The organism is Ktedonobacter sp. SOSP1-85, from assembly GCF_016587415.1.
GTDB lineage: Bacteria > Chloroflexota > Ktedonobacteria > Ktedonobacterales > Ktedonobacteraceae > Ktedonobacter.
Genome location: NZ_BNJI01000001.1, coordinates 4,730,561 through 4,754,944, shown reverse-complemented (window position 1 = coordinate 4,754,944; position 24,384 = coordinate 4,730,561). Strand labels below are relative to the sequence as shown.

Genomic DNA, 24,384 nt, shown 5'->3' with positions numbered 1-24,384 from the left:
ATAACCACACCGCGGACACACCATCTCTTCTTACCACCTCTCAACTCGCTAACAGATCAAACACCCCTTCGATAAATTGATATACGCAACGAGCTATCCTCACATAGGCACCACGCCGCGCCCCCAGAATGGGGATTGATGACTCCTTCAGAAAATGCACCACCCTCGGTAGGGAACCAGCTTTAGCGCGTCCGAAGGCCATTCATGGCAGTTCGGCGCTAGCCAAAACTTTTAGTGGGCAACAAATGACCCACCACCCGAGATGGTGCTGGGAAACGTTTGGGGCTGCGCCCACAGGCGATCAATCGCCTTTGGACGCGGTAAACCGGGTCCCTACCAAGGTCTGCGCGTTTCAAATGTGCCGGCAAAGTCATAAATCGTGCGCCTACGATGGACGTACAGGCCAAATAATTCCAAGAAAATAAAATGGCATACTGACTCTTCAAGTATAAGCTTACGCTCAGAAGGTGTCAATATACGTATCTACTTGTACTATTTTATCTATTGGACTGAAAAATTTTCTACTTTCTTGTGCATCAAATACATGGTTATGTTGCGCCTAACTTTGCCTTTGCAGCCAATAAATGAGAAATAATTCTTTGTGCTCAAAAACGTGAGGGAGCTTTCAAAAAAGCTCCCTCACGCATTTGCAACTCTCGACTTCGGTACCGAATGCCAGTGGAGAGGTAGACGCCCTCACCAGTGCCTACAATGAGGAACCGACTATCTCTCCATCTTAAGAGCGTTTTTGGGAGAAACGCTCGAAACCTTCGCTGGTTAGCGGCACTTCCCGGCTGGCATGACCATCTGAGACACCAGGGTGTTTGGGCTTGTGACCAATACGCCTCCCGGCGCTGGATAGGTATGGTCACCTGGAAGACTTCCTTGCCATGTGAACGTGTAGTTTGAGAGGTACTGACCAGGCAGAATAGTTAACTTTTCCGCCGTTTGGGAACGCCCATTGTTGGTGGTATAGGAGAACACAATCGTTCCCCCATTTGGGCCTGAGACGACATGGAAGACGGCATTGTAGGTGACTTGAATGTAAGAGCCGCATCTCCATAGCGAGGTGGTGCTTGGGGTGACAGACATATCAATGCTTGTTACCCTGAAGGTTGAGGCGTTCGTCGTGATTACATCGGTTGAACCGCTCATCCTGACTACATTGGTTGAAGTGTTCGTTGTGACTACATTGGTTGAAGATGCTGAGTGTGAGTGAGATGGCGAAGTTGTTGCTGCATTAGCTATGCGGCTACCTATGACACTCCCAAAGGATACTATTCCTACTACGAGCAAACAGACTATGATGATGAATGTTTTTCTTGTCCTGTTGTCGCTCCACATTGAGGTACCTCCTTTACAGAACCTCCGTAGACGAGAGTTGGCTGTGTTTGGCCTTCTCGTTTGATATCGTTACCCAACATGAGCTGCGACATCAAAAACCTACTACTCTAGTAATGCTTGCAATTGTTGTTTCGTTCCGGTCCAACACATCATCTTCCAAAGTGTTGCTAAAATAGTGTCTGTAAAGATGCCCTTTACTTTCTCCTTCATGCTTCCCCCTCTCGCTCTTCGGTGAGACGCTGGGTGACCTTCTGTGCCATTTCGCTAAAGACGCGTGCCGCCGCCGATTCGGGCATACTTACGACCACTGGATAGCCCTGGTCGCTCATTGAAACCACGCCGGGGTCCAGGGGGATATCGCCGAGAACTGGTACGGAATCAAGGGCATTGCGCTGCTCAGTGCTACGAGGAAAGACCTCAAATAGTTCTCCACAGTGGGGACACAGGACGCTCCCCATGTTATGCACCACGCCCAGCACCGGCACATGCGCGCGCTGGAACATCGCCAGCGCCTTGGCGGTATCGATGCGCGCTATATCCTGGGGCGTCGTGACCAGGACCGCGCCATCCACAACTAGCTCACGGCAGAAGGTATCCTGCGGCTCGCTCGTGCCGGGTGGCAGGTCAATCACTAAATAATCCAGCTCGCCCCAGTCCACGGAGAAGAGCAACTGGCGCATCAACAACCCCAACGCATCGGGCATCGGAGCCACCGCCTGCTCCTCACCTATAAAGAAACCTACTGAGATAATTTTAACACCATAGCGCGTGAGTGGCTGAATCTTGCGCTGCTGAGTCTTGAGGTCCGCCAGGGGCAAAGCCGCGCTCCAGCCCTTGCTCTCCGAGCGCTTACGCACTCCTAACATCAAGGGAATGCTGGGACCATAGGCATCGCCATCCAACAAGCCCACAGACGCTCCCTGTTTCGCTAACGCGACCGCCAGGTTGACGCTGACCGTCGATTTACCTACGCCCCCCTTCCCACTTCCCACAACCAGTAACGCACCAATATTCTCCAAACGCTTGCGTGCTTCTTTAGGCATCGGAATTACACTCCTTGTCTCTTTTCTCAACCTTATCCCGTTAGTATAGAAGCAGTATAGTATGTATGCCTTAATACTTCCAGTCCTGGGCCTCTTTCATATACATGTTAAGCATCACTCCTTCCCATCAACTTTTTGATGGGAAGGGGTGATACATGCGTGGAGAGAGACAAGGTGACTTGAGCTAGCTTACTACTTATCCGAAAACCTGAGCGCGAAGGGCTAGGCACGCGAGTGACGTTGGGTTTCGGAATAAGATCTTAGTGCAGTGAAGTGAGTTACGCACCACATGCCCCTACAGCCGCTTTTGGACCGCAAAGCTGGTTGCCCATACCTATGCCAGCAGAAAAGCGTACCTGGTTTCCAGGCAGAAGTGTCAATGTCGCTTCTGAACCAACGGGACGCACATTTCCAGCCGTAATTGTCCCATAAGCGACATTGCCGTCTACCCTGGAAAACTGTATATTTTCTGTATAGCCGTCGAGAATACCTCCCTGTGACGAATCACACGGCTGCTTTACCCCAGGACCACACCAGGTATAGGTGCGCGCACCAAAATGTGCCTGACCATCCGCGTTAACGACCATGTCTGCCCCATGAGCATACCAGAAACCAACAAACCTGCTGAAATCAGGCACCTTCCTCAACATATATGTATCAGTTGCTATTGAAGTTAAATGTGTAGCAGCCCTGGCAGCATCAGTGGTATATCCCATGAGCAGCAGCGCAAACAGCCCACTTAATACGGTCAGAACAACAGCTTTTGCAAAAAGTCTCACTGAGCTCCCCTTTTCGCTTTAGCACATCAAAACACTTTAATGTGTTAAAAAACCATAAAAGTACTACCAATCTTAATATGAGCTGGCACTACAAAAACACTTTATCTCTGGACACCTGTATTTATATCACTCCGAACAAACACCAGCACACTCACGACATCGGACTCTTATAAACGGCTGGTTGTCTGAGATATGTTACAATGGCGGGCGAGACATATATACAGGCTATCTCAATTTAGGAGCTCTTTTCTATGTATCGTTTGCTGGCACTCGACCTCGATGGCACGCTACTCAATCCTAAGCGCGTAATCACGCCGCGCACACATGAGGCGCTCAGGCGGGCCGTTGAGGCGGGCGTAACCCTGGTGATCGCGACCGGGCAGACCTTTCCCGCGCTCCTCTCGCTCTGTCCCGGCGTTCCCCTCAACGGACCACAGATCGTCTATAATGGCGCGATCATCGCCGACGTAGCCGATGGCTCGCCCCTCTATGAACAACTCGTTCCAGATGAATATATTCTGCCCACGTTGGGCGCTCTGCAGGAACAGGACGTCTTTCGCGTCTACCATACCCACGAGCGCGTCTTCGCCGACACGGGAACGCCCGGCGCCAGAAACTGGTATCTTCCGCCCGCACCCACGGCCGTAGAGGTCCCGGACGTGGCGGAGCTCTATCCCCAGCCCTGCATCAAGCTGGTGGGAGTCTGTGATCCAACCGAGCTGGCACGCAAACGCGTGTATTTTGAGGAGCTCTTCGCCTCGCAGCTCTACGTCACCCAGGCCGCCTCGGACCTGATTGAGTTCCTGCATCCCGCAGTCTCCAAGGGGCGCGCCCTCCTGAAGATCGCTAGTATGCTTGGCATCTCCTCAAACGAGATCGCCGCCATTGGAGATAACCACAACGACATCGACATGCTGCGTTTCGCGGGCCTGGGCATCGCCATGGGCAATGCCTCCGAGGAAGTAAAGGCCGCCGCCCACCATGTCACGCGCAGCAACGCCGAAGATGGTGTCGCCCTCGCCATCGAGGAGCAGATCCTACCCTTCATCGCTATGTGAGAAGCCCGCCGCCCATGCAGGAGCGCAAGGTAGTGCTTGTAAACGGCGCACCTACCTTGCGCTCCTGCTGGACGGCTACGCTCTTCAGGGGTGTGAGTGAACTTCCCCTTGGAAAGTGAGGGTAAATGCGCCCGAGAGTGAGGGTAAATGCGCCCGAGAGTGAGGGTAAATGCGCCCGAGAGTGAGGGTAAATGCGCCCGAGAGTGAGGGTAAATGCACCCGAGAGTGAGGGTAAATGCACCCGAGAGTGAGGGTAAATGCGCCCGAGAGTGAGGGTAAATGCACCCGAGAGTGAGGGTAGGTGCGCCGTTTACAAGCACTACCCGATCTGTGCCGCAGGCGCGAAGAGAGCACTGGCACAATCAGAGCCATATGCGGTACTATATAAGCCAATAGGGAAGATATGTTGTAGTGACTCACAAAGGGGGAGCTTCAAAGATGAATGACGAACAGAATCAAGCACCTAATAATCTGGTGAAGGACCAGATTATTCCGGCCTTTACGCTGCCGGGACCCGATGGTATGCCGCATAGTCCCTGGGATTATAAGCAGCGTGAGCATCTACTGCTGCTCTTCATCCCCAGCCTCACCGATGCGCGGGCGCGAACATGGCTCAGCGGCTTCGTGGAGCAGTACCGTGCCTTTCGCGATGAGATGTGTGCTATTCTAGCCATCACGCCTGATCCTGTTCTGAAAAACCTCCAGGTCCAGGAAGAGCTGCACCTGCCTTTTCCCCTGCTAGCCGATCCGCAAGGGAGCGTTATCGCACGCTATACGCAGTGGGACTCCGCCACACGCACACTGCTTCCAGGCGTGGTGCTGGCGGATCGCTATAACGCGCTTTATCAACAGGGCTTCGCACAGGATGAAGAGGCTCGCCCCTCCATCGCAGAGCTGTTGGCCGATCTCCGCTATATCAACACGCTCTGTACGCCCTGAGAACACCGGCCCCCGGCGCTCCCGCCCGGCTATCGCTTCTACAGTAAAGAGGTTGCTTGCTCATGACAGACTACAATACTAACTGGCACCTGGATACGCAGCTCATCCATGAGGATCGGAGCGCACGCTCGCGCTACCAGACTGGCACACCAACCGTCCAGCCCATTCACGCCAGCACGACCTATATCCACGAGAGTTGCGAGGCCCTGGACCAGGCCTTTAGCGGCAAGACGCCCGATGGGGACGCCGCTTTCGTCTACGCCCGCCAGGGTAATCCCAACGCCCAGACGCTTGAAGACGCCCTGGCCCGTGCCGAGCGAGGCGTAGGAGCCATCACCTTCGGCTCAGGCATGGCAGCCATCAATGCCGCGCTCATCACAGCAGGCCTGACCAGTGGGACCAAGATCCTGGCCTCCAAAGACCTCTACGGCCCCTCGATTGGCCTCTTGCAGGCCCACTACATCCCCAATGGCGTTGAGGTCGTACTCAAAGATCTCTGCGTGCCGGAGGTTGGCGCCATCATTCGCGAAGAGCAACCAGACGTCGTTTATTTAGAGACCATCTCCAATCCCCTGGTCAAGATCGCCGATCTCGACGCCATTAGCGCCGCCGCGCAAGAGGTCGGGGCCATTACCGTGATCGATAGTACATTCGCGACCCCCTATTTAATTCGCCCACTCGAACACGGCTTTGACCTGGTCGTCCACAGCACTACCAAGTATATCAGCGGGCATGGAGATAGCACAGGTGGGGCCGTCATCAGCTCCAAGAACTCGCTGATGGGGAACCTGCGCACCAACGCTAACCTGCTGGGCGCCATGCTCAGCCCCTTCGAGGCACACCTGACCATGCGCGGTCTACGCACCCTGGCCCTACGCATGGAGCGCCATTGCGGCAATGCTAACCAGGTCGCGGCCTTCCTGAGCGAGCATCCCGCAGTCGAGTGCGTCCACTTCCCCAGCCTCGCCAGCCACCCACAGCATGAGTTAGCAGAGCGCCTCATTGGCCAGGGGCGCTATGGTGGCCTGCTCTCCTTCGAACTCAAGGAGCAGAGCCAGGAGGCCGTCTATCGCTTTATGAACCGGCTCCAGCTCTGTCTACCTGCCACGAGCCTGGGCGATGTCTTCTCGCTCGTCAGCTATCCCCCCATGTCCTCACATCGTACGCTCAGCGACAAAGAGCGCCGCAACCTGGGCATCAACCCCGGATGCATCCGCCTCTCCGTTGGCATCGAGCACATCGACGACATCCTGAGTGATCTGGACCAGGCGTTGAGAGGGTAAAAGTGTAGAAAAAGAAGAAAAGGAGCATGAGGCATGCCCCATGCTCCTTTTCTTCTTTTTCTACTGATAGTTATTTGGTGTGGCGGACATATTTGCCGGGGATCTGGTCCTTGGGTTCCATGCTTTCAGTGCTGGAAAGGACGTAGAGCATGGAGGTGGCGGAGTCGACCCGCAACTCATTCTCTACGGAGCGCACGCCGGGGAACTTGCTGGCGATCTCTTCGGCGGCCTGCTTCTGCGCCTCATCGCGGACGCTACCACTCAGACGCACATTGCCCAGGCGTGGATAGACACCAATTGGCAGGCCCTGCGTGCGGGGATCATGCGCCATGGCCATCGCGAGCTGACTGGCCAGCGTATCGTCGGCCACCAGGCGATTCTTGATCTCCAGCAGGCCAGGGACGCCCAATGCCTGATTGGTGACGATATCGGAACGCAGCGAGCTAGAGATGTTGCCGTTCAGGTAGAGCACGCTATCGAGTACACGCACCTCCATACCCTTGAAGTCTATATGGAGCGGCCCCAGATCGAAGAGGATCTCTTCAACCTCGTTCTGAAGCTCGCCATCGGGGCGATAGTTCGGCAGGCTCTGCAAGGTAGCCTCGGGCAGCGAGGCCTCGATGCGACCGCTCTCCAGACGCGAGAGATAGCGTCTCGCCAGCAGTACGTCCTGCCCCTTCAGGCTCTTGGCGACCACGTAGGCCAGTTCGCCACTGCCAGGATGCACGGCGATCAGGTAGAGTGCGCCCGTCGAACCCGATTCGCTATGATGCACCTGCGAACGGCTATCGAACATAGCGGCGCCGGGCGCCTCTTTGCGCGCCTGCTCCTGCTCATCACGCGAAATAGTCAGGTTGGCGCCATTGCTGGAGGCGCTCGCGACCGTATTGAAGGGCACATAGACGGTGCGGCCCATAAAGCGACCTAAGCGCACACCCAGCACAATGGCCCGCCAATCTCGGGCATCAAAGCCTATATGGGTCAGCGTCCCACTCTCACCATCGGAGCAATAGACCTTGCTGCCAAAAATAAATTTCTGCATCTCAGAGATTGATGTCGTCGTCGTTTCCATAACACCATTATTCCTGCTTTATTATATTAGATACTCTCAGCGTCTGCGGCGCTTCTCAGGGGGAATGGTATGTGGTGGGCAAAGACTAGTGGCCTTTGCCCACCACATACCATTCCCCGCGAGCCACATAGTGACGAGAAACCTTGAGGTAGATACACTTTTCTAAAGTATACAACAAACAGTGTCAGTGAACATTAGCAATATCCACTGACCCATTCATCAACCCTACACCTATTACACGTTTCTTAGCTATACTTGGGTAAATGATATGGAGAGCCCCTGGCGGTCATAGGCCGCCAGGGGCTCTCCATATCATTTACCCAAGCGAGCGCCGCTGGTGCGAGAAGTCACACCGACGACATGGTTTTGGCCTGCTGGCGACGCTGGCGGCGCGCTCGCAGCCGCTTCACGATCTTCGTGCCTACAAAGATGAAGAGCGCGAGACAGAGCACGACAATCACGACCATCACCGTAGGCGCCAGCAGCGAGAGTATGACCGAGATGATCATCCCTATGTCTTCCAGGATGCTGATCCCGATGTTGAGAAAACCCGCCGTTCCCACGGTTGAGGCGGCACGTGTGGTGGCCTTGGTCGCGTGCGTCACGCCCGCGATACTACCACCCACGATCAGTGGAATCGCCAGGGCAGCCCCGGAGGTATGACCAGAGGCGGCCGCGGCCACCAGCGCGCCCGCGATGGGACGCACTACAGTATGAATGATATCCCAGACATGATCCACACCAGGGATTTTATCCGCGAAGAGATCGGCCAGGGCCAGGATGGCCAGCGCGATCATAAACCAGTCGCTTGTGATATACGCAAAGTCAGGATTGACTTTGTACAGGTGAAAGAAACGCGCCGCGATCGCGTACGACAGGAGTGGCATATAGGCGTTAATGCCCGATGAGAAGGCCAGGCCAATGCCAGACGCTGTAATATCCATGCATTCCTCTTGATGAATCAGTTATGAAAGCTTGATGCAAAAAAACACAACACCCGAATAAAGATTCTACGTATAAGGACGCACAAATGTTCCATGGATCAAATCTGGCAGCTCAAGCAACTACACATGCAAATGCTGTAGCGCTTCACGAGGGCCAAAGATGCTCTCCAGGGCTTTGGGAGCGTAACGCGCCACAATATCCTCGGTAATCGCGTTGGCGCGACAGATTTCACCAAACATGCTGGCGCTGCGCCGGGGCGTACGCCGCTGCGTTCGGGGGTCCAGGTCGATCAGGCCAAAGCGCACATGCCAGCCATTATTCCACTCAAAATTGTCCACCAGAGACCAGTAGAAGTAGCCCTTCACCGGGATGCCATCCTGAATGGCGCGATGCGCCTGCGCCAGGTGCTCCAGAATCGCGGCTGGTCGCCGATCATCGCGGGCATCGCAGAAGCCATTTTCGCTGATGTACAGCGGTTTATTGCCACGCGTGCGCCGGTAGACCTCGTACAGGACGCGATACATCCCCTCGGGATAGATCTCACCGAAATGGCCATCCAGCCCCTCGTCATTGCAGACCGCGCCCGGGCGGATCGAGCGCCTGCCAAAGGCATCGCTCGTCGCACCTGGATCGAAGCTCACCAGTTCGCGGGTATAGTAGTTGACCCCGTGATAGTCGCGGGAGCCTGTCGCGCGCCGGATACCTGGCGTAAGCAAGTTCCAGGGGAAGGCATAGCGGCCCTCCTCTGCGAGCTTGAGCGCGTTCCAGTTGAAGAAGGAGTCCTGCACGCCTGCCACGGCGTGATCGAGTGGAGAGAGAAAGAACGCAGGATCGAGGAGGCGGTAATGCAGGCAGTAGCCAATGCGCGCCTGAGGCTGGTGCAGCCGTATGGCGTAGAAGGCCTCTACATGGGCGCGCATGAGGTTATGCAGGACACGCAAGGCGCGCAGCAGATCGCGCTCACCCGGCGGAAACTCGCCCATCTGGTAGCCCTGAACCGCGTAGACGTTTGGCTCATTCAGCGTCACCCAGAAATCACAGAGGTCCTTGAGTGCCCGTGTCACATAGTTGACATAGCGCAGGAAGTAGCGCACGTTCTCGCCGCGCGCGAAGCTGCCGCGCTCCGCGAACCAGAGCGGCTCGGTAAAGTGGTGCAGCGTCGCCACGGGCGTCATATTGCGACGCCGCAGGTCCTGAAGCATCTCGCGATAGCGCTCAAGCGCCGAGCTATCCCATACTCCCTCGCGAGGCTCGATGCGGCTCCACTCCAGACTCAAGCGTAGCGCGTTATTCTCCATCTGTTCCGCCAGCTCAAAATCCTGCTCGGCGTTCTCCCACCAGTTCGCGGCCTGCCCACACTCCTCGCCACTGAGAATGTGGCCCTGTTGCTCCCAGCGATACCACTGGTTATTGACATTGCCTCCCTCGCACTGGTGCGACGAGGAGGCGGTCCCCCACAAAAAGCCTTTGGGGAAGCGTAACTCACGTTGTTTCGCCATCGTAACCCTCTCCGACTTTGGCGGCCCGCTACTTGCGTACGCGGCTACTAGCATCTACCACTAACGGGCTGACAGGCAATTCTTCTCTATCCTACCATCATACACGGATGGGTGCCCGCTCCTGCCTCACCTCTCCATGACCACGTTCCTCATATGATACCAAATACACGAAATTTCCTCTAGCCGAAGTGCTTTTCCTGGGTTGTTTCTCAGCAAAAACGCAAGAGCGTCAGTCCCCCCAAGGGGGGACTGACGCTCTTGCGTTTTTGCTGAGAAACTCTCTTATTCGCGGATGCCGCGGGCGGGCAACGGGCGAACCAGCGGGCTCATGACGGGCAGGCTCTTCTTGCTGCGGGGCAGACGCTGGCGAACCAGGTAGTTGGGAGCCTGGGCCAAGTCTTGCTTCTCCAGGGTCACGTCCTCACCGAAGCGGTTGAAGAACGAGAGCTCGAAGTTGGGGGTCTCACCCAGCGCACCGTGAGGGCAGACCTCGACGCAGTCGCCGCAGAAGATACAGCGGTCCAGCGCGAAGGAGTAGCGTGTCAGGTGGCGCTCGGCCATCATCAGCGAACCAGTTGGGCAGACCTGGACACAGGCGCCACAGGAGACGCAATCGGTGTCATGCAGGCTGACATTGAACGGGGTCGAGACGATGGTATCAAAACCCTTACCAAACATACCGTAGCAGTCGGGGCCGATGACGTCGTGGCAGACGCGAACACACTGCGTACAGTTGATGCACTTGTTGGGATCGCGCAGGATGAAGCTGTGCGAGAGATCGGTCTCGTAGTCATGGTAGTCGGTCGGCTCACCGTCATGGAAACGGTTGTCGGCCAGGCCATGCTCGATACTGTAGCGCTGAAGGTCGCACTGGCCAGCCGCCGGACAGGCACACTGGAGACAGCGGGCAGCCTCGCGCTGGGCCTGCTCCTGCACATACCCAGACTCAATAATCTTGAAATTGCGCTTGCGCTCCTCATAGGGGAGCATCGGCATCTTGACCTTAGGCTCGACCGGCTTGTAGGGCACGATGTCGAAGAGGTCAGGCTTGCGCTCCTCCAGCTCCAGGCGGCGGGAGACCTCGTCCATGTCCTCACCCATCAGGAAGGCATGCATTGAGCGCGCACCCAGTTTGCCCTGAGCGATACACTCAATGACGGTCTTAGCGCCCATCTGACAGTCACCACCGGCGAAGACGCCGTGGCGGTCCGTCATGAAGTTATGGGGGTTGGTCTGGATCGTGCTCCACTTGGTCCACTTCACACCCGACTTGGAGTCAAGCACACGCTCATCGGGCTTCTGACCGATGGCCGGGACGACCGTGTTACAACCAACGATGAACTCGGAGCCGGGAACGGGAACCGGGCGGCGGCGGCCACTGGCGTCTGGTTCGCCCAGCTTGTTGCGCTGGAACTCCACGCCCTTGACCTTGCCATTCTCGGTGATGATGCGCGTCTGACTCACATAGAGCTGCAGATGCGTACCCTCGGCCTCACCATCCTCAACCTCTTCTTCAGTCGCGCCCATCTCACTACGACCGCGGCGGTACATGGTGTGGACCTTCGCGCCCAGGCGCAGCGAGGTACGGGTACAGTCGAAGGCGGTGAAACCACCACCGATAACGACGACCTCGTCGTTCTCGCGAACGGGAACGAACTTACCCTCGACCTTTTCACCCAGGAAGGCGATAGCGTTAACCACGCCCTCGGCATCCTCACCCTCGATCTTCAGCGGATTACTGGTCCAGGCACCGATCGCCAGGTAGATGGCGTCGTAGCCCAGGGCGAAGAGGTCATCTACCGTGAAGTCTTTGCCAAGCTCGACATTAAACTGGATCTCGGCACCCAGGTCGAGGACATGCTGCAGCTCACGATCCATCATATCCTTCTGCAAGCGATATTCAGGAATGCCATAACGCAACATACCACCTGCCTGTGGCTGCTTGTCGAAGATCTTGACCTGGTGGCCGCGCAGGGCCAGGTAGTAGGCACAGGCCATACCAGCCGGGCCAGCACCGATGACCGCGACCTTCTTGCCGGTGGCTGGATCCTTCTCGTAGGGCACAGGAGGATCAAGCAGGCAGGTCTCAGCGGCATGACCATGCATGCGACAGATAGCGATCTCTTCCTCGACCAGCGCGCGGCGGCAGCCCTTCTGACAGGGAGCCGGGCAGACCAGGCCCAGGATATAGGGGAAAGGCAGCACCTCTTTAACCAGGCGTGCGGCCTCTTTCATCGAACCCTGCGCGATCAGCTCCAGGTAGCCAGGGATGTCGATGTGAGTTGGGCACTCGACCTGGCAGGGAGGCTGACAGTAGGCATTGTGGTCGGAGAGCATCATCTCCAGGTTGGTGCGGCGAATGTGGAAGAGCTCATCCGAGTTCGTCGTCACCATCATGCCGGGCTGAGCAGGCGTGTTACATGAGGGCAGAGGCCGGTCGACGCCATCAATGTGCACCAGGCACATGCGGCAGGCCGAGGTTGGCTCTAGCTTCTCATCATTACACAGATTAGGGATATCTTCAATCCCATTATCAACCGCCACACTCAGGATGGTCTGGCCTTCGTAAGCCTGCATGACCTTGCCATCAATGGTCAGGGTAAAACTAGGATGGCCGACCTCGTTACGAACGAGAGGTGTCTGCTCCCGAGTGCTGACAGAAAAATTATCTCTAATTGTAATTGCCATGAATACTTATCCTCTTCGCATCGCTGACTACGGCAAAACGTGCTTCGTCACGAAACGATGAGAGCGCACTGGCGCGCATTTTCCGGTCGGACACTGCAACTCCTGCACATGCATGGTGAAGTGTTCCGGCCAGTAACGCTTCGCGGTCTTCAAGGGGTTGGTTGCCTGTACACCAAAGCCACAGAGTGAGCCATTGGGGACATACTGCGCAAACTCATCGAGCACATCCAGGTCGCCATTGACGCCCAGATCGCTTACGACACCCTCAAGAATTCCTGTAATGCGCTTCACACCCAGACGACAGGGAACGCACTTTCCACAAGACTCTTTGCTCAGATAGCGGCTCCGCTCCATTGCCCATGCCACCATGCAGGTGTCGACGGGCAGGACCTCAATTACGCCAGAGCCAACTATCGCACCAGCCTCTTCAATGGGATCGTAATCAAAGATCGTATCCAGTAGAGAAGGAGGCAGGGCTCCACCTTCGGCACCACCGACCACCACGCCACGGATATCATCGGCGCTCGCATTGATTCCGGCGCGCGTCAGGATATCGCGAATGGTGGTTCCAAAGGGAACCTCGATCACACGTGGCTCGCTCTCGGCACCCGCGCCATAGACCGTCAGGATCTTGCTGCCGCCGGTAATGCTCGTGCCGGTCTGGGCGAATGCGCCCGGGCCTTCACGCACAATTACGGGCACGTTAGCCAGCGTCTCCACGCTATTGATCGCCGTTGGTTTATCCCACAGACCGTACTGGGCTGGGAAGGGTGGGCGCTGCTCAGGCATACCACGGCGTCCCTTGATGGCGGCGATTTGCACCGTCTCCTCGCCACCGATAAAGCCAAGATCTACCGCGACCACTGAGATGGAGCAGCTAAAGTCGGTCCCCAGGATATCACGTCCAACCAGGTTGGCCTCGACCGCTTCCTGCAACGCGGTCTGCACCGTCTGAATGCCTTCTTTGTACAGGCTGCGCGTAAAGAGATACGCCTCAGACGCACCTACCGCGTAGGCTGCCAGGATGATGCCCTCGATGACCTGGTGTGGATTGTACTCCAGCAAGAGGCGGGCCGCCAGGGAACGGCTATCGGCATCATAGGCATTACAAATAACATACTTCTGGTCGTCGTCGGTTGAACGCACGACGCGCCATTTCTCGCCGGTCAGGCGACCAGCACCACCACGACCACGCAGCTTGGCATCCGTCACCTGCTGGATAATCTGGTTGGGCGTGTTCTGGCGTAGCGCACTCTCGAGCGCGCTATAGCCGCCGGCACTACGATAGGCAGCAAGCCCGCGTACATCGCGGTCATCCTGCTGCCTCAAGAGACGATTTATGTTTTTCTTCTCAGGCATTTGGCTGCCTCACATGATGGATATTTCCCCACACACCACGCTTATCGGGCGCCCATCCTCTTTCTGGCTGATCGTCGCGCGTAATGCCTTTGACCGCGGGTGCGGGCTTAAACTTCGGACTCATGGTGGCGATACCGAACACGTCACTCAGATCAACACCACGCGCCTGGACCACACGCTTGGCCGCCTGCAATGGAAGATAGCCATGCATATCCATGATTGCATCTAGCAGGCCAGGGAGCGAGGCCGCGTCATAGGGCCACTGTTCGATCAAGGCGTCCACCTGACTCAGGTCGATCTGCGGCTCCAGTTCGTCTTTGACTGGGGTGGTCACGCAGGGGGCAACGGGCTTATTGAAGTAGTCTACGGCGTACTCGGAGATACGCGTCTTGTAGAATCCGGCTTTGGGCGAGCCGGAGGCGGTCCCCAGCTTACGCGGGGTGAACTTCTCAGCGCCATCGCGGATGTACGATTTATACCAGGGGCGTTCCCTCCACTCGTACATCGGCTCGTACTCAATGGTGATCGCGCGCGGAGGACAGGCCTTCTCACACAACAGGCAGGCTTCACACTTCAGGTTAAACTCTGTCTTGAGGCCCTCTTGCGCAATCAATTGGATCAAGCCACGGCTGCGGGGTGGCAGCTTCGGCTTCTCATATGGATAGAGACGCGTGACCTTTGGGCGAAACATATGACTAAAGGTCAGGCTCATCCCTTCAAGGATACCACGCATACGCTATACCTCAATCTCCTTCTCACCACGCACTTTGAGGCCCTGTTTCGCAATCTTCTCGCGCAACTTCAGCAGGCCCTCGATCAGCGCTTCGGGGCGAGGAGGGCAACCAGGAATATACACATCAACTGGCACGATCGTGTCCACACCCTGAACGGTATAGTAGCTATCATAGAACTCGCCGCCAGAGTTGGCACACTGTCCCAGGCTGATCACCCATTTTGGTTCAGGCATCTGCTCGTACAGCAAGCGCAGGCGGGGGCCCATTTTAATCGATACCGTCCCCGCGACGACCATCAGGTCGGCCTGTCTTGGGCTGGAACGGAAGACCTCAGAACCGAAACGCGAGAGGTCATACTGGGGGGCAGAGGCAGAGGCGATCATCTCAATCGCACAACACGCCAGGCCATATCCCAACGGCCAGACAGACTTTGAGCGTGCCCAGTTTTGCGCCCATTGCAACATATCGGCCAGGCTCGTCAGCTGAACGGGTAACTCCTGGTCACCAGGGGTATATTCATGGGGACCAGAGGCCATTGACAGTGGAATGGGCTTGCGCCGCAGACCACCCTCAGGGCCGTTCCCATTGTCACTAAAATTGCTGCTCATAACGTATAGAACTCCTAATGCAAAGGCTTAGCAGCACCTATTGCTCGGTTTAGATTTGGCAGGGCAAGAGATAATTACGGGGGTTATCTTGTACAGTTTTACTTGTTTGTACATTCCACCTTGCGCCTATTATAGCACGTCCGGTCGAGCGGTGCCACAGCTTCGCGCTGCCTCTTTCCCCCTTTTGTACGCCCTTAATACCTCTTCGCGCCTGCGGCACCCAGGGGTTATATGTGAGGTGCGCTATCCCGGCGTTGCCTGGGACAGCGCACCTCACATATAACATATACTTGTTACACGTAGGGCGCATGGGTTAAGATTACTGGTATGCAGATGACACATTGGCGCACGCCTCCCTTCAGAGTAGACACGAAAGAAAGATGCGCCCGCTCCCCACTTAGGGTAGCATCTCTTTGCGCCATTAGACTCGTGTCCCCTGTGTAAAGTCGCACGCTGTACGTGCATAAAGGAGTTTTATTTTGGGAACTCAAGGAACTTACTCTATCGCGGTCCTGCCCGGTGACGGCATTGGTCCAGAAGTGACTGAGCAGGCTGTTCACGTTTTACAGGCTATCGCCCAGCAGTATGGTCATAGCTTTCATTTCCAGTATGGACTGGTAGGCCTGGCCGCCATTGAGGCCGAGGGCAAGGCCATCTCTGACGAAACTCTGGCCGTCTGCCAGGGTAGCGATGCCATTCTCTTTGGCGCGGTCGGTGGCGCTCAGCCCGGTGCCGCGGTCAAACCCGAGGAAGCACTCTTCCGCCTGCGCAAGGGACTTCAATTCTTCGCCAACCTGCGCCCGGTCCGCCCCTCACCCGCCATGCTCGATGCCTCATCCATTAAGCCCGAGATTCTCCAGGGCGTTGATCTGATCGTGGTTCGCGAGCTGACCGGGGGCCTCTACTATGGGCACCTGGAACCAAGCGTTCCCGGCAAGCCCAGCGAGATCCGCGAGACCCCCCAGGGCTACGAGGCCATTGATACCTTGCTTTACACCGAGGCCGAGATCGAGCGCATTGTGCGCGTGGCCTTTGACCTGGCGCGCGAGCGGCGTAAGAAGGTCACCTCGGTCGATAAGGCCAACGTTCTCAGCTCGTCTGTCCTCTGGCGGCGCGTGGCCGAGCGAGTGAGCAAGGACTACCCGGACGTCGCCTTTGAGCACCTGCTGGTCGACGCCTGTGCCATGCACCTGATTCGCCGGCCCGCCAGCTTCGACGTGATCGTGACCGAGAACCTCTTTGGCGATATCCTGACGGATGAGGCCTCCATGCTCGCCGGGTCAATGGGTATGCTCCCCTCTGCCAGCCTGGGCACGCGCCGGACTGAGCACGGCATCTTTGGCCTCTATGAGCCTATTCACGGCTCCGCGCCTGATATCGCGGGCCAGAACAAGGCCAACCCGATCGCGGCCATCCTCACGGCGGCCATGTTGCTTCGGCATTCACTGGGACTAAAAGAAGAAGCCGCGACCATTGAGGCCGCGGTGGAGCAGTGCATTCAGGCGGGGTATCGTACGGAGGATCTACGCGAAGAGGGTAAAGAGATCCTGGGTACGAAAGAGATGGGCCAGCGCATCGCTGAAAGGGTGGTCGCTCTGGCTGGCAGCCATACCGTTTAACCCATCATGGGTTTAGGACAGGGACCCAGGAGATGCAGTTTCTGCTGCGCCTGGGAAACCTGCTGCGCGACCTCGTCCGCCTGGGACGGCGTCGCGCTCTCTGTGTTCGCGCTCGCTTCCTTGCTGGTGCCGGGCGTCAGCTTTGCTTCTAGCGCTGAGATCTCGCTCAGCAGCATCTGGCGCTCAACATACCAACGAGTGACGGATCGTTCGACCCCCATCGTAACACTCCTCTCGAACATTGCCTCATAACTTGAAAGCGCTCCCTTTCGGTAGGGACCCGCTTTAGCGCGTCCAAAGGCGATTCATCGCCTGTAGGCGCAGCCCAAAACGTTCCATGGCACAATATTGCGCGATGGGCCGCCTGTTACCTACAAAAAGGCTTTGGCTTGCGCCGAACTGCCATAAATGGCGTTCGGACGCGCTAAAGCGGGTCCCTACCAAATTGAGAGCCCAGTTTTGCGAGCAGGCCATAGGTGAGCCAGGCCTGCTACCGTACGGGCGCGCCGTAGACAAGCGTATTGAGCGTATTCAACAAATCTTCGTCCTGGTATGGCTTGATCACGTAGGCGCTCGCACCAAGCTGCATCGCACGCTGCTGGTGCTTTGTGGCGGCGCGGGAGGTCAGCACCACCAGTGGTAGCGTGCGGTATTGCTCCTGCGCGCGTACCGTCGCGATCAACTCATACCCATCCATGCGGGGCATCTCGATATCCAGCAGGACCGCAGCCGGTGTCTCCTGGGAGATCATTTCCAGGGCTTCGACGCCATCGCGGGCCACCTGTATTTCCCAGTTATGCTGCTTCAACATGTTACCGACGACGCGGCGCACGCTGGGACTATCATCCACGACCAGGATATGCTTGCCACGTTCAGCCGACGCGCTACTCACCGGGCCAACTGGTTGCATCATCGATGTCGTGGCGCGTCCCGGCTTCGGTAGATCGACACTCTGACGTACCGTTGACGCCATAGCTTGGGGCTGTTGCGCGGCAGTCTGCCTGCTGGTAACAGGCGATGGGTTCGCCGTCCTGACGCGGGCGGTGAACAGGTTGTTCATTTCCAGGATCAACACAACCTGGCCGTTACCAAGGACTGTCGCGCCCGCGATGCCATGGACCTGGCGCAGGTGCGGCCCCAGGTTCTTCATCACGATATCGTAGCGTCCCTTGATCTCATCGACAATCAAGGCCATGCGATGACCGCCAGCATTGACGATCAGCAACTGTGCGCGATCATCAATCGAGCTGGCTGGCAGCGAGAGATACTGCGAGAGCAGATGCAAGGGATAAAGCTCGTTGCGGATCAAGACGGCTGGCTGATTGCCAAGCATGGAGCGCTTAAAGCTATCCAGGCGTCCAATCGACTCCACCACCAGGGTCGGAATCGCGAACTGCTGGCTCGCTACACGCACCATCATCGCGTTCTGAATGGCCAGGCTGGTCGGGAACTTCATGGTAAAGGCTGTGCCCTGTCCCGGCGCCGACTCAACCTCCAGCGTTCCCCGCAGGCGTGACACACTATCGCGTACCACGTCAAGGCCAACGCCACGACCGCTCTCCTCGCTCAGGACCTGGGCCGTTGAGAAGCCGGGACGGAAGATCAGGTCAATGACATCACCCTCACTCAGAGGCTGGCTAGGGCGGATCAGGCCGCGCTCAATCGCCGTCTGGCGAATGATGTCTGGATCAAGACCCTTACCATCATCGCGCACCGTAATCACAACCTGGTTACCCTCGTAGCCCGCGGAGAGCTTGATCATACCCGTGGGGGCTTTGCCTTTCTGTTGGCGTACCTCCGGGCGATCCAGGGCATGGTTGACGGCGTTACGCATCAGGTGCAGCAGGGGACCAGAGATCTCTTCGAACACGGTACGATCTACCTCGGTCTCCTCGCCTTCGAGCAGGAACTGGAAATCTTTCCCCTGTTTGAGGGCGACCGCGCGCGCCGCTCTATAGAGGCGCGGGGCCATCGTCGCCAAAGGGACCAGGCGCACCTTCATCAGCCTATCCTGGAAGGTTGTGCTCAGGCGATTCTCACGCGCGAAGACGCTTTCACACTCACGAATGACGCCCTCCATCTCCGTGCTCAGCGTTGCCATATCGGAGATGCCTTCGCTCAGACCGCGTGTGAGCTGGTGGAACTCGGTGTAGCGGTCCAGCTCCAGTTCGTCGAACTCTGCCAGGTGCGAAGGCGCACGCTGCATGCCGTTATTCACCAGCACCAGGCCCTGCTCACCCTCGCTGTTGGAAACCTCAAGTTTACGACCGCTGGGCAGAGTTGCAGCCTCAAAGCGCGACTCCAGTTTCTGGCCGACATCTTGCAGGCGATTGCTACTGACACCTACGTCCGCGACCAGGCGCATCAGACGCTGAATGCGCTCTTCCAGCACGCTACGGTTGACCAGCAGCTCGCCGAAGAGATTGACCAGTTCATCCAGTTTTTGCAGGCGTACACGCACGTTCAGGTCGCTACGCGCCGTACGCGTCGAGCCAAGCTCGCCAGTGATGGGCTCTTCCTCGCCCACCACGCTGGAGGAGAAGGCGACATCGCTCGCCGGCTGATCCTCGTACTCGCTCAGATCTTCCTCTATAGCCGTCGAAGGGGTGTGTCCACCCAGAAGCTCGGAGTAACGCGCCCGTAGTGACTGCGCTCGCGTCTCATCAGAGCTAAGCGATGCATCCAGGTGGGAGACCATGCTATCCAGCGTCTCGGCGGTATCCAGGATCACGCTAACCACGTTCGACGTGATCTGTGTGGTCCCCTCCATAATGCTATCCAATAGATCCTCAGAGGCATGTGAGAGATCGGCAATGGCGCGGAAGCCCATCATGCCGGCCGCGCCCTTGAGCGTATGCATGGCACGGCGAATACCCTGGATCAATTCGCTGTTATTGGGATCATTCTCCAGGGCTGCCACGTGGACACTGATACTCTGGAGATGCTCTTCAGCCTCCATGCGGAAGATCTCCGCTGCCTCATCGGCGAACTCAGCTCCAAAGGACTGAGCTGGCGCGGGCGCTGGAGGAGCAGGCTTGGGTGCGGGGGCCGAGCGCGAGGGCTGCGGCTGTGGTGGCACCGTAGGCTGGGACCTTGAGGGCATCGTGACCTCGCCTCCCAGCGATTGACGTGCCCGATCCTGAAAGTTTGCCGGAGACGAGGCCTGAGCTTCGCGGGCGGCAGCTTCAGGGGCGCCACCCAGGGCGGATGGTTCCATAGTTGAAATCTGGCTCAGGAACTCCTGGCGCACCTGGATCTCGATCTCGTTGCGTAGGCGATGCTCAAGGTCCGGAATGGACTCGTTTGTTCGCGGGAACGCGTTCGCCTGAGAGCCACTCACGGAAGCCTGGGGCGCCTTGCTCTCATACTCGCGACGCATCTCCTCGCGGATCTCGTGTTCAAGCTCCTCACGCACCTGGGCCGCGATCTCAGCTCGCAAGGCTTGCATATCGCCCTGGCGCTCGAAGACAACGCGCTCGCGTACCGTCTCCGGCTGAGCATTGTTCTGCATCTCCCAGGGGGTCCAGCCGGCATCTTGCTTGAAGACTGGCGCGTTCTGGGCCTGCTGGAAGCGCACCTGCAACTGCTGGAAGGCCAACCCACAGGACTCTATCGAGGCTTGCAGTTGTGAAATGGTACCCTGAACCTGCTCATCGGTGGTCTCAACGCCCCCCGAGATATGTTTCAGACGCTCCAGTACCTTCTTCAGCTTGCTATTAGAGACCCACATTACCGACAGTGGGAGATAGCGCCGCACCTGCTCAGGACTATTGCGCAGATTTAGACCCATGGCGCGCCCGGCCCAATCCTCCATGCGATCAAGCGCATCCTTAGAGCCATCCAGGAAGCCACGGAACTCCTTGCGCTGCTCCTCGATAATCTCAATGGAGTCGCGTAGCTGGGCGATGACCTCCTGTAGCGAAGCAACCTGGGAAAGGAGATTCTGTGCCTCGCGTTGCGCTTGCTCATAGCTCTGTGGCAGCGAACCAGCGTGAGCCAGAGACAGGGAAGCAGGCTGCGGTATCTGTGGTTCAGGGACGAAAGGCGGGTATTGTTGAGTATATTGTGGTTCAAGCTGCGCGGGCGCCGGCTCAGGCGTGGGTGATGCATAATGGATGGGCAACTCTTCAGCCTGGAACGTTGGCGTGGGCGAGTTGGCGGGCGTCGACTGCTCTGGTACCAGGGGCCACTGCTCAACCTCGATCTGCGCAAAGTTTGCCAGATCCGAGAGATTGGGCTGTACCACATCCTCATTGCTTGCCTCACCACTCATGCCTGACTGCCACGAAGTGTAAGCCTCTGGCACGCCTGGCGTCTCCTCCTCTACGGGCTGAGGTCGTTGTGACTCTTCATAGGAGGGGGGAGAAACCGCGAAGGGTGTCTGCGGCGGTACAGGCGGCATTGAACGCATCGAGGCCATCAGCTCTTCCAGCGCACTGGATGAAGACGACGACGACGAGGTAGGCTGCCCCTGCGCTGGCGGTGTAAAGAGCGGGGCAGGTGGTTGAGGAGCCGGAGCAGGCTCTACAGGTTGTGCGGGCGAGGAGAACGCCTCTGGCCACGCAAGATCATCATTGGACGAAGTACTGGGAGTGCGGAATGACTCCAACACTTCATCAAAAGATGGCATGGGGGCCGCACTTGGAGTTGTCGGCGGCACAGGAATACCAAACGCTTGGTATCCCGGATCGTAGCTCTGGGATGTCGTCGTAAACGGCGCCATCTCCTCTAGCGAGAACTTATGAGCGCCCGTCGCCTGTGGTGTGGGAACCTCGCTTGAGGCGTCCACCATGGCTCGATAGCGCGCATAGTCCGCATCATCCTCCGCAATAATCGCATCCTCATCAATCCCGTTACGGATACCCTCTAAGAGTTGATGCAACCGACCTAACGAACGATGCAGTAGACCTAGCGTAGGCTCATCGAGTGTCGTTAAACCATCTAAAGCATCACCTAAGATATCTTCCATTCCATGAGCGACATGAGCCAGACCCGGGAAGTCCATCATGGAAGCGGAGCCACCGATTGTGTGCGTTCGCCGGTATGTTTCTTCAAGGGCATCCATGTCGTTTGGTGAAAGGGCCAGTTTCTCCAGGTTCTTCTCGATTTCTGGCAGATAGCTATTCACCTCTTCGATAAACGAATCAAGGACGGATAGTTTATCAAATGTATTCGACATGTTGCGCTTACCCACTTAACTATCGCAGCGTTAGGTGAACTCCCCATGAGGAGAGGCCACCTAACACTGATCTGCTATATATTGCTTTTCACTACAAGCACGTAGCCGTTATCGCTGGAAGGGCGGTTGATCCTGACCGAAGCGATACTGGTCGGGATTCTGCTCGCTTGATGACCAGCGCGGCTGTTGTGGCTGCCGCTGTTGCCCATTAGGCTGGTCTTGCGGATAGCCGGGTAGTGAGGCAGGACCCTGGAAACCAGGCTGAGAGAAGGACCCGGGAGGGGTATTGGGTGGCATTGGGAAGGCACCCGAATTCGGGGCGCCAATGCCTGGCAATGAGGTCTGAGGACGCCCAAAGCCATTATTCAATCCTCCTGAATTCTCCATACCACCACCGAAGTCGCCAAAGCCTTGCTGTCCATTAAATCCCTGCTGTCCGTTAAATCCCTGCTGTCCGTTAAATCCTTGCTGTCCGTTAAATCCTTGCTGACTATTATAGCCTTGCTGGCTATTATAGCCTTGCTGACCATTATAGCCTTGCTGGCTATTATTATAGCCGCCGAACTGATCGGGCTGACCAAAGCCACCCATAGGATCGCCGAAGTCAGGCTGACTATTAAAACCGCTGGCACCAGAGCGCGAGCCCAGCGCAATCAGTGAGTCGTTGTCCGGCTCAGGCAGAGGCGGGAAGGCATTAGGGAAGCCCTGGTTGTCGCCCCAACCCATATCTCCACCAGGACCGGCGATGCCGGGCACACCGAAGCCATCGTTGCCCGAGGGCAATTCAGCGAGCGAAGACATGCTGGGGAAGGAGCCACCCGCAGCCTCATTGGCGTGCTCAGGCAAGCGGAAAGTTGACACCGATGCGCGCAGTTGTTCCGCCAGTTCCGCCAGGTAGCTCACGCTGACCGCGGCCTCCTGGGTACCGGCGTCCGTCTGACGCGTGATTTCAGAGATGCGACCCATGGCCACCGCCACCGCCTCAGAGACAGTTGTCTGCTCGTTCGCGGCGTGGGCGATGTTCTCAATCATCTGCGCCTGGCGCTCAACGTCAGCGTAGATAGAGTTCAATGAACGTTCGACATTATCCGCGAGCTGTGAGCCTTTGACAACCTCTTGTGTGCTGTCTTCCATAGCGACAACCGCTTCGTAGGTATCGCCCTGAATACTCTTGACCAGAGTCGCGATACGCTTGGTTGACTCGGTCGAACGCTCAGCCAGGAGGCGGATCTCATCGGCAACGACCGCGAAACCGCGACCATGCTCACCAGCCATCGCAGACTGAATAGCGGCGTTCAGCGCCAGCAAGTTTGTCTGATCAGCGATATCTTCGATGATACGCACAATTTCGCCGATCTCGTTGGAGCGCTCACCCAGGCGTTTAATTTTCTTCGCGGTATCCTGCACGTTCTCACGAATGAGCATCATACCTTCAATCGTCTGACGCACGGCCTGTTGGCCGGCTGTAGCGTTACGCAGCGCCTGCTGCGATACCTCCACGCTCTGCTGAGCGTTTTTGGCGACGTTTTGAATAAAGACGGCCAGGGCCTCAACGGCCTCGGTTGTCTGCGAGATCTGCGCCACCTGGGCCTCGGAGGCCTGGGTCAGTTCATTGGAGCGATCCAGAATACGGCGGGTCGCATTCGTGACCTGCACCGCCGTTGACTGCACACGTCCGACGACCTTCGCAAGCTCTTCGATCATATAGTTAAATGAGTCCGCCAACACACCCAGGGTATCTGGAGTTACCTCAGCTTGTACGCGAAGATCACCATCACCAACTGCGCTTACCTCTTGCAGCAGCTTCTCAATCTGTGCCTGTAGGGCCGCGGCATCGCTACCGGCGCTTCCCAGGCTGGCATTGCCGCCCACGCCGGGCTGCTCAAGCAAGGAATTAATGGACATCGCCAGGACAGCAAAGTCGTCATCTCCGCTGACCGCCACGCGTGCGCTGCGATCTCCATTCGCATATTCGCGACAGACTTCTACCAGGGATTGCACACGATCTTTAATACGTCTCTGCATTAAATAATTAATAACGCCGATAGTGAGCAACACAACAATGGCAACCCCAATGATCCAGCCAAACAGAGAGCCGCCGTTTGTTTGTTGTAGAGATACTATGATTAAGACCACGAAGGCCAGCAACGTGACAAGCAGTGAACTGACTATACTCCACTGCATGATACCGTCGACAGACCCCTTGTTGCGATCAGGATTCATCCGCCAGACCTC

At 57.1% G+C, this 24,384-nt stretch carries 17 protein-coding genes; 4 read left to right on the top strand and 13 right to left on the bottom strand.

The window, feature by feature from the left end; genetic code table 11:
* Positions 1 to 777 precede the first annotated feature (777 nt).
* The 3 genes from KTE_RS19920 to KTE_RS19910 form a co-directional block, all read right to left on the bottom strand.
* Entirely contained in the window at positions 778 to 1,155 is a 378-nt protein-coding gene (locus KTE_RS19920) for a hypothetical protein (protein ID WP_236600489.1), read from the bottom strand.
* A gap of 395 nt (positions 1,156 to 1,550) precedes the next feature.
* Positions 1,551 to 2,387 carry a P-loop NTPase gene (locus tag KTE_RS19915; RefSeq protein WP_201383882.1) on the bottom strand — a complete coding sequence of 279 codons (837 nt, stop codon included), beginning with the start codon at positions 2,385 to 2,387 and terminating at the stop codon, positions 1,551 to 1,553.
* A gap of 278 nt (positions 2,388 to 2,665) precedes the next feature.
* Entirely contained in the window at positions 2,666 to 3,166 is a 501-nt protein-coding gene (locus KTE_RS19910; protein WP_201383880.1) for a hypothetical protein, read from the bottom strand.
* A gap of 251 nt (positions 3,167 to 3,417) precedes the next feature.
* On the opposite strand from KTE_RS19910, the gene KTE_RS19905 reads away from it, so the two are divergent.
* The 3 genes from KTE_RS19905 to KTE_RS19895 all read left to right on the top strand — a co-directional run bounded on the left by KTE_RS19905 (position 3,418) and on the right by KTE_RS19895 (position 6,446).
* The gene (locus tag KTE_RS19905) at positions 3,418 to 4,224 is read left to right on the top strand and encodes a Cof-type HAD-IIB family hydrolase (RefSeq protein WP_201383878.1); all 807 of its coding nucleotides are present in this window, start codon (positions 3,418 to 3,420) and stop codon (positions 4,222 to 4,224) included.
* Between the two features lie 438 nt (positions 4,225 to 4,662).
* Positions 4,663 to 5,163: a peroxiredoxin gene (locus tag KTE_RS19900; protein WP_201383876.1), complete on the top strand. Its 501-nt coding sequence runs from the start codon at positions 4,663 to 4,665 to the stop codon at positions 5,161 to 5,163.
* Positions 5,164 to 5,225: 62 nt separating this feature from the next.
* Positions 5,226 to 6,446, top strand: coding sequence for a PLP-dependent aspartate aminotransferase family protein (locus tag KTE_RS19895; RefSeq protein ID WP_201383874.1), 1,221 nt, complete (start codon positions 5,226 to 5,228; stop codon positions 6,444 to 6,446).
* Positions 6,447 to 6,516: 70 nt separating this feature from the next.
* On the opposite strand, the gene KTE_RS19890 is transcribed toward KTE_RS19895, so the two are convergent.
* The 7 genes from KTE_RS19890 to KTE_RS19860 form a co-directional block, all read right to left on the bottom strand.
* Positions 6,517 to 7,518, bottom strand: coding sequence for a BON domain-containing protein (locus KTE_RS19890; protein ID WP_201383872.1), 1,002 nt, complete (start codon positions 7,516 to 7,518; stop codon positions 6,517 to 6,519).
* A 347-nt stretch (positions 7,519 to 7,865) separates the two neighbouring features.
* Complete coding sequence (locus tag KTE_RS19885) at positions 7,866 to 8,462, bottom strand: DUF4126 domain-containing protein (protein ID WP_201383870.1); 597 nt, start codon at positions 8,460 to 8,462, stop codon at positions 7,866 to 7,868.
* 120 nt (positions 8,463 to 8,582) lie between these two features.
* Positions 8,583 to 9,962: a glycoside hydrolase family 1 protein gene (locus tag KTE_RS19880; RefSeq protein ID WP_201383868.1), complete on the bottom strand. Its 1,380-nt coding sequence runs from the start codon at positions 9,960 to 9,962 to the stop codon at positions 8,583 to 8,585.
* A gap of 282 nt (positions 9,963 to 10,244) precedes the next feature.
* On the bottom strand, positions 10,245 to 12,650 hold the full coding sequence (locus KTE_RS19875; RefSeq protein ID WP_201383866.1) for an FAD-dependent oxidoreductase: 2,406 nt from the start codon (positions 12,648 to 12,650) through the stop codon (positions 10,245 to 10,247).
* A 27-nt stretch (positions 12,651 to 12,677) separates the two neighbouring features.
* Positions 12,678 to 14,009, bottom strand: a complete 1,332-nt coding sequence (locus KTE_RS19870; RefSeq protein ID WP_201383864.1) for an NADH-quinone oxidoreductase subunit F — start codon at positions 14,007 to 14,009, stop codon at positions 12,678 to 12,680.
* A complete protein-coding gene (locus KTE_RS19865; protein WP_201383862.1) occupies positions 14,002 to 14,742 on the bottom strand; it encodes a hypothetical protein in 741 nt (246 codons plus the stop codon). Before KTE_RS19865 ends, KTE_RS19870 begins: the two co-directional genes overlap by 8 nt.
* Positions 14,743 to 14,745: 3 nt before the next feature.
* Positions 14,746 to 15,207 carry an NADH-quinone oxidoreductase subunit B family protein gene (locus KTE_RS19860; RefSeq protein ID WP_201372311.1) on the bottom strand — a complete coding sequence of 154 codons (462 nt, stop codon included), beginning with the start codon at positions 15,205 to 15,207 and terminating at the stop codon, positions 14,746 to 14,748.
* A gap of 623 nt (positions 15,208 to 15,830) precedes the next feature.
* Between KTE_RS19860 and leuB the strand changes: the two genes are divergently transcribed.
* The gene (gene leuB / locus KTE_RS19855; protein ID WP_201383860.1) at positions 15,831 to 16,970 is read left to right on the top strand and encodes a 3-isopropylmalate dehydrogenase; all 1,140 of its coding nucleotides are present in this window, start codon (positions 15,831 to 15,833) and stop codon (positions 16,968 to 16,970) included.
* Here leuB and KTE_RS19850 read toward each other — a convergent pair.
* The 3 genes from KTE_RS19850 to KTE_RS19840 all read right to left on the bottom strand — a co-directional run bounded on the left by KTE_RS19850 (position 16,967) and on the right by KTE_RS19840 (position 24,372).
* Positions 16,967 to 17,191 (bottom strand): hypothetical protein, encoded by a 225-nt coding sequence (locus KTE_RS19850; RefSeq protein ID WP_201383858.1) that lies wholly within the window; start codon positions 17,189 to 17,191, stop codon positions 16,967 to 16,969. The genes leuB and KTE_RS19850 overlap by 4 nt on opposite strands.
* 269 nt (positions 17,192 to 17,460) lie before the next feature.
* Positions 17,461 to 22,149 (bottom strand): hybrid sensor histidine kinase/response regulator, encoded by a 4,689-nt coding sequence (locus KTE_RS19845; RefSeq protein WP_201383856.1) that lies wholly within the window; start codon positions 22,147 to 22,149, stop codon positions 17,461 to 17,463.
* Positions 22,150 to 22,257: 108 nt separating this feature from the next.
* Entirely contained in the window at positions 22,258 to 24,372 is a 2,115-nt protein-coding gene (locus KTE_RS19840) for a methyl-accepting chemotaxis protein (RefSeq protein WP_201383854.1), read from the bottom strand.
* Positions 24,373 to 24,384: the final 12 nt, after the last annotated feature.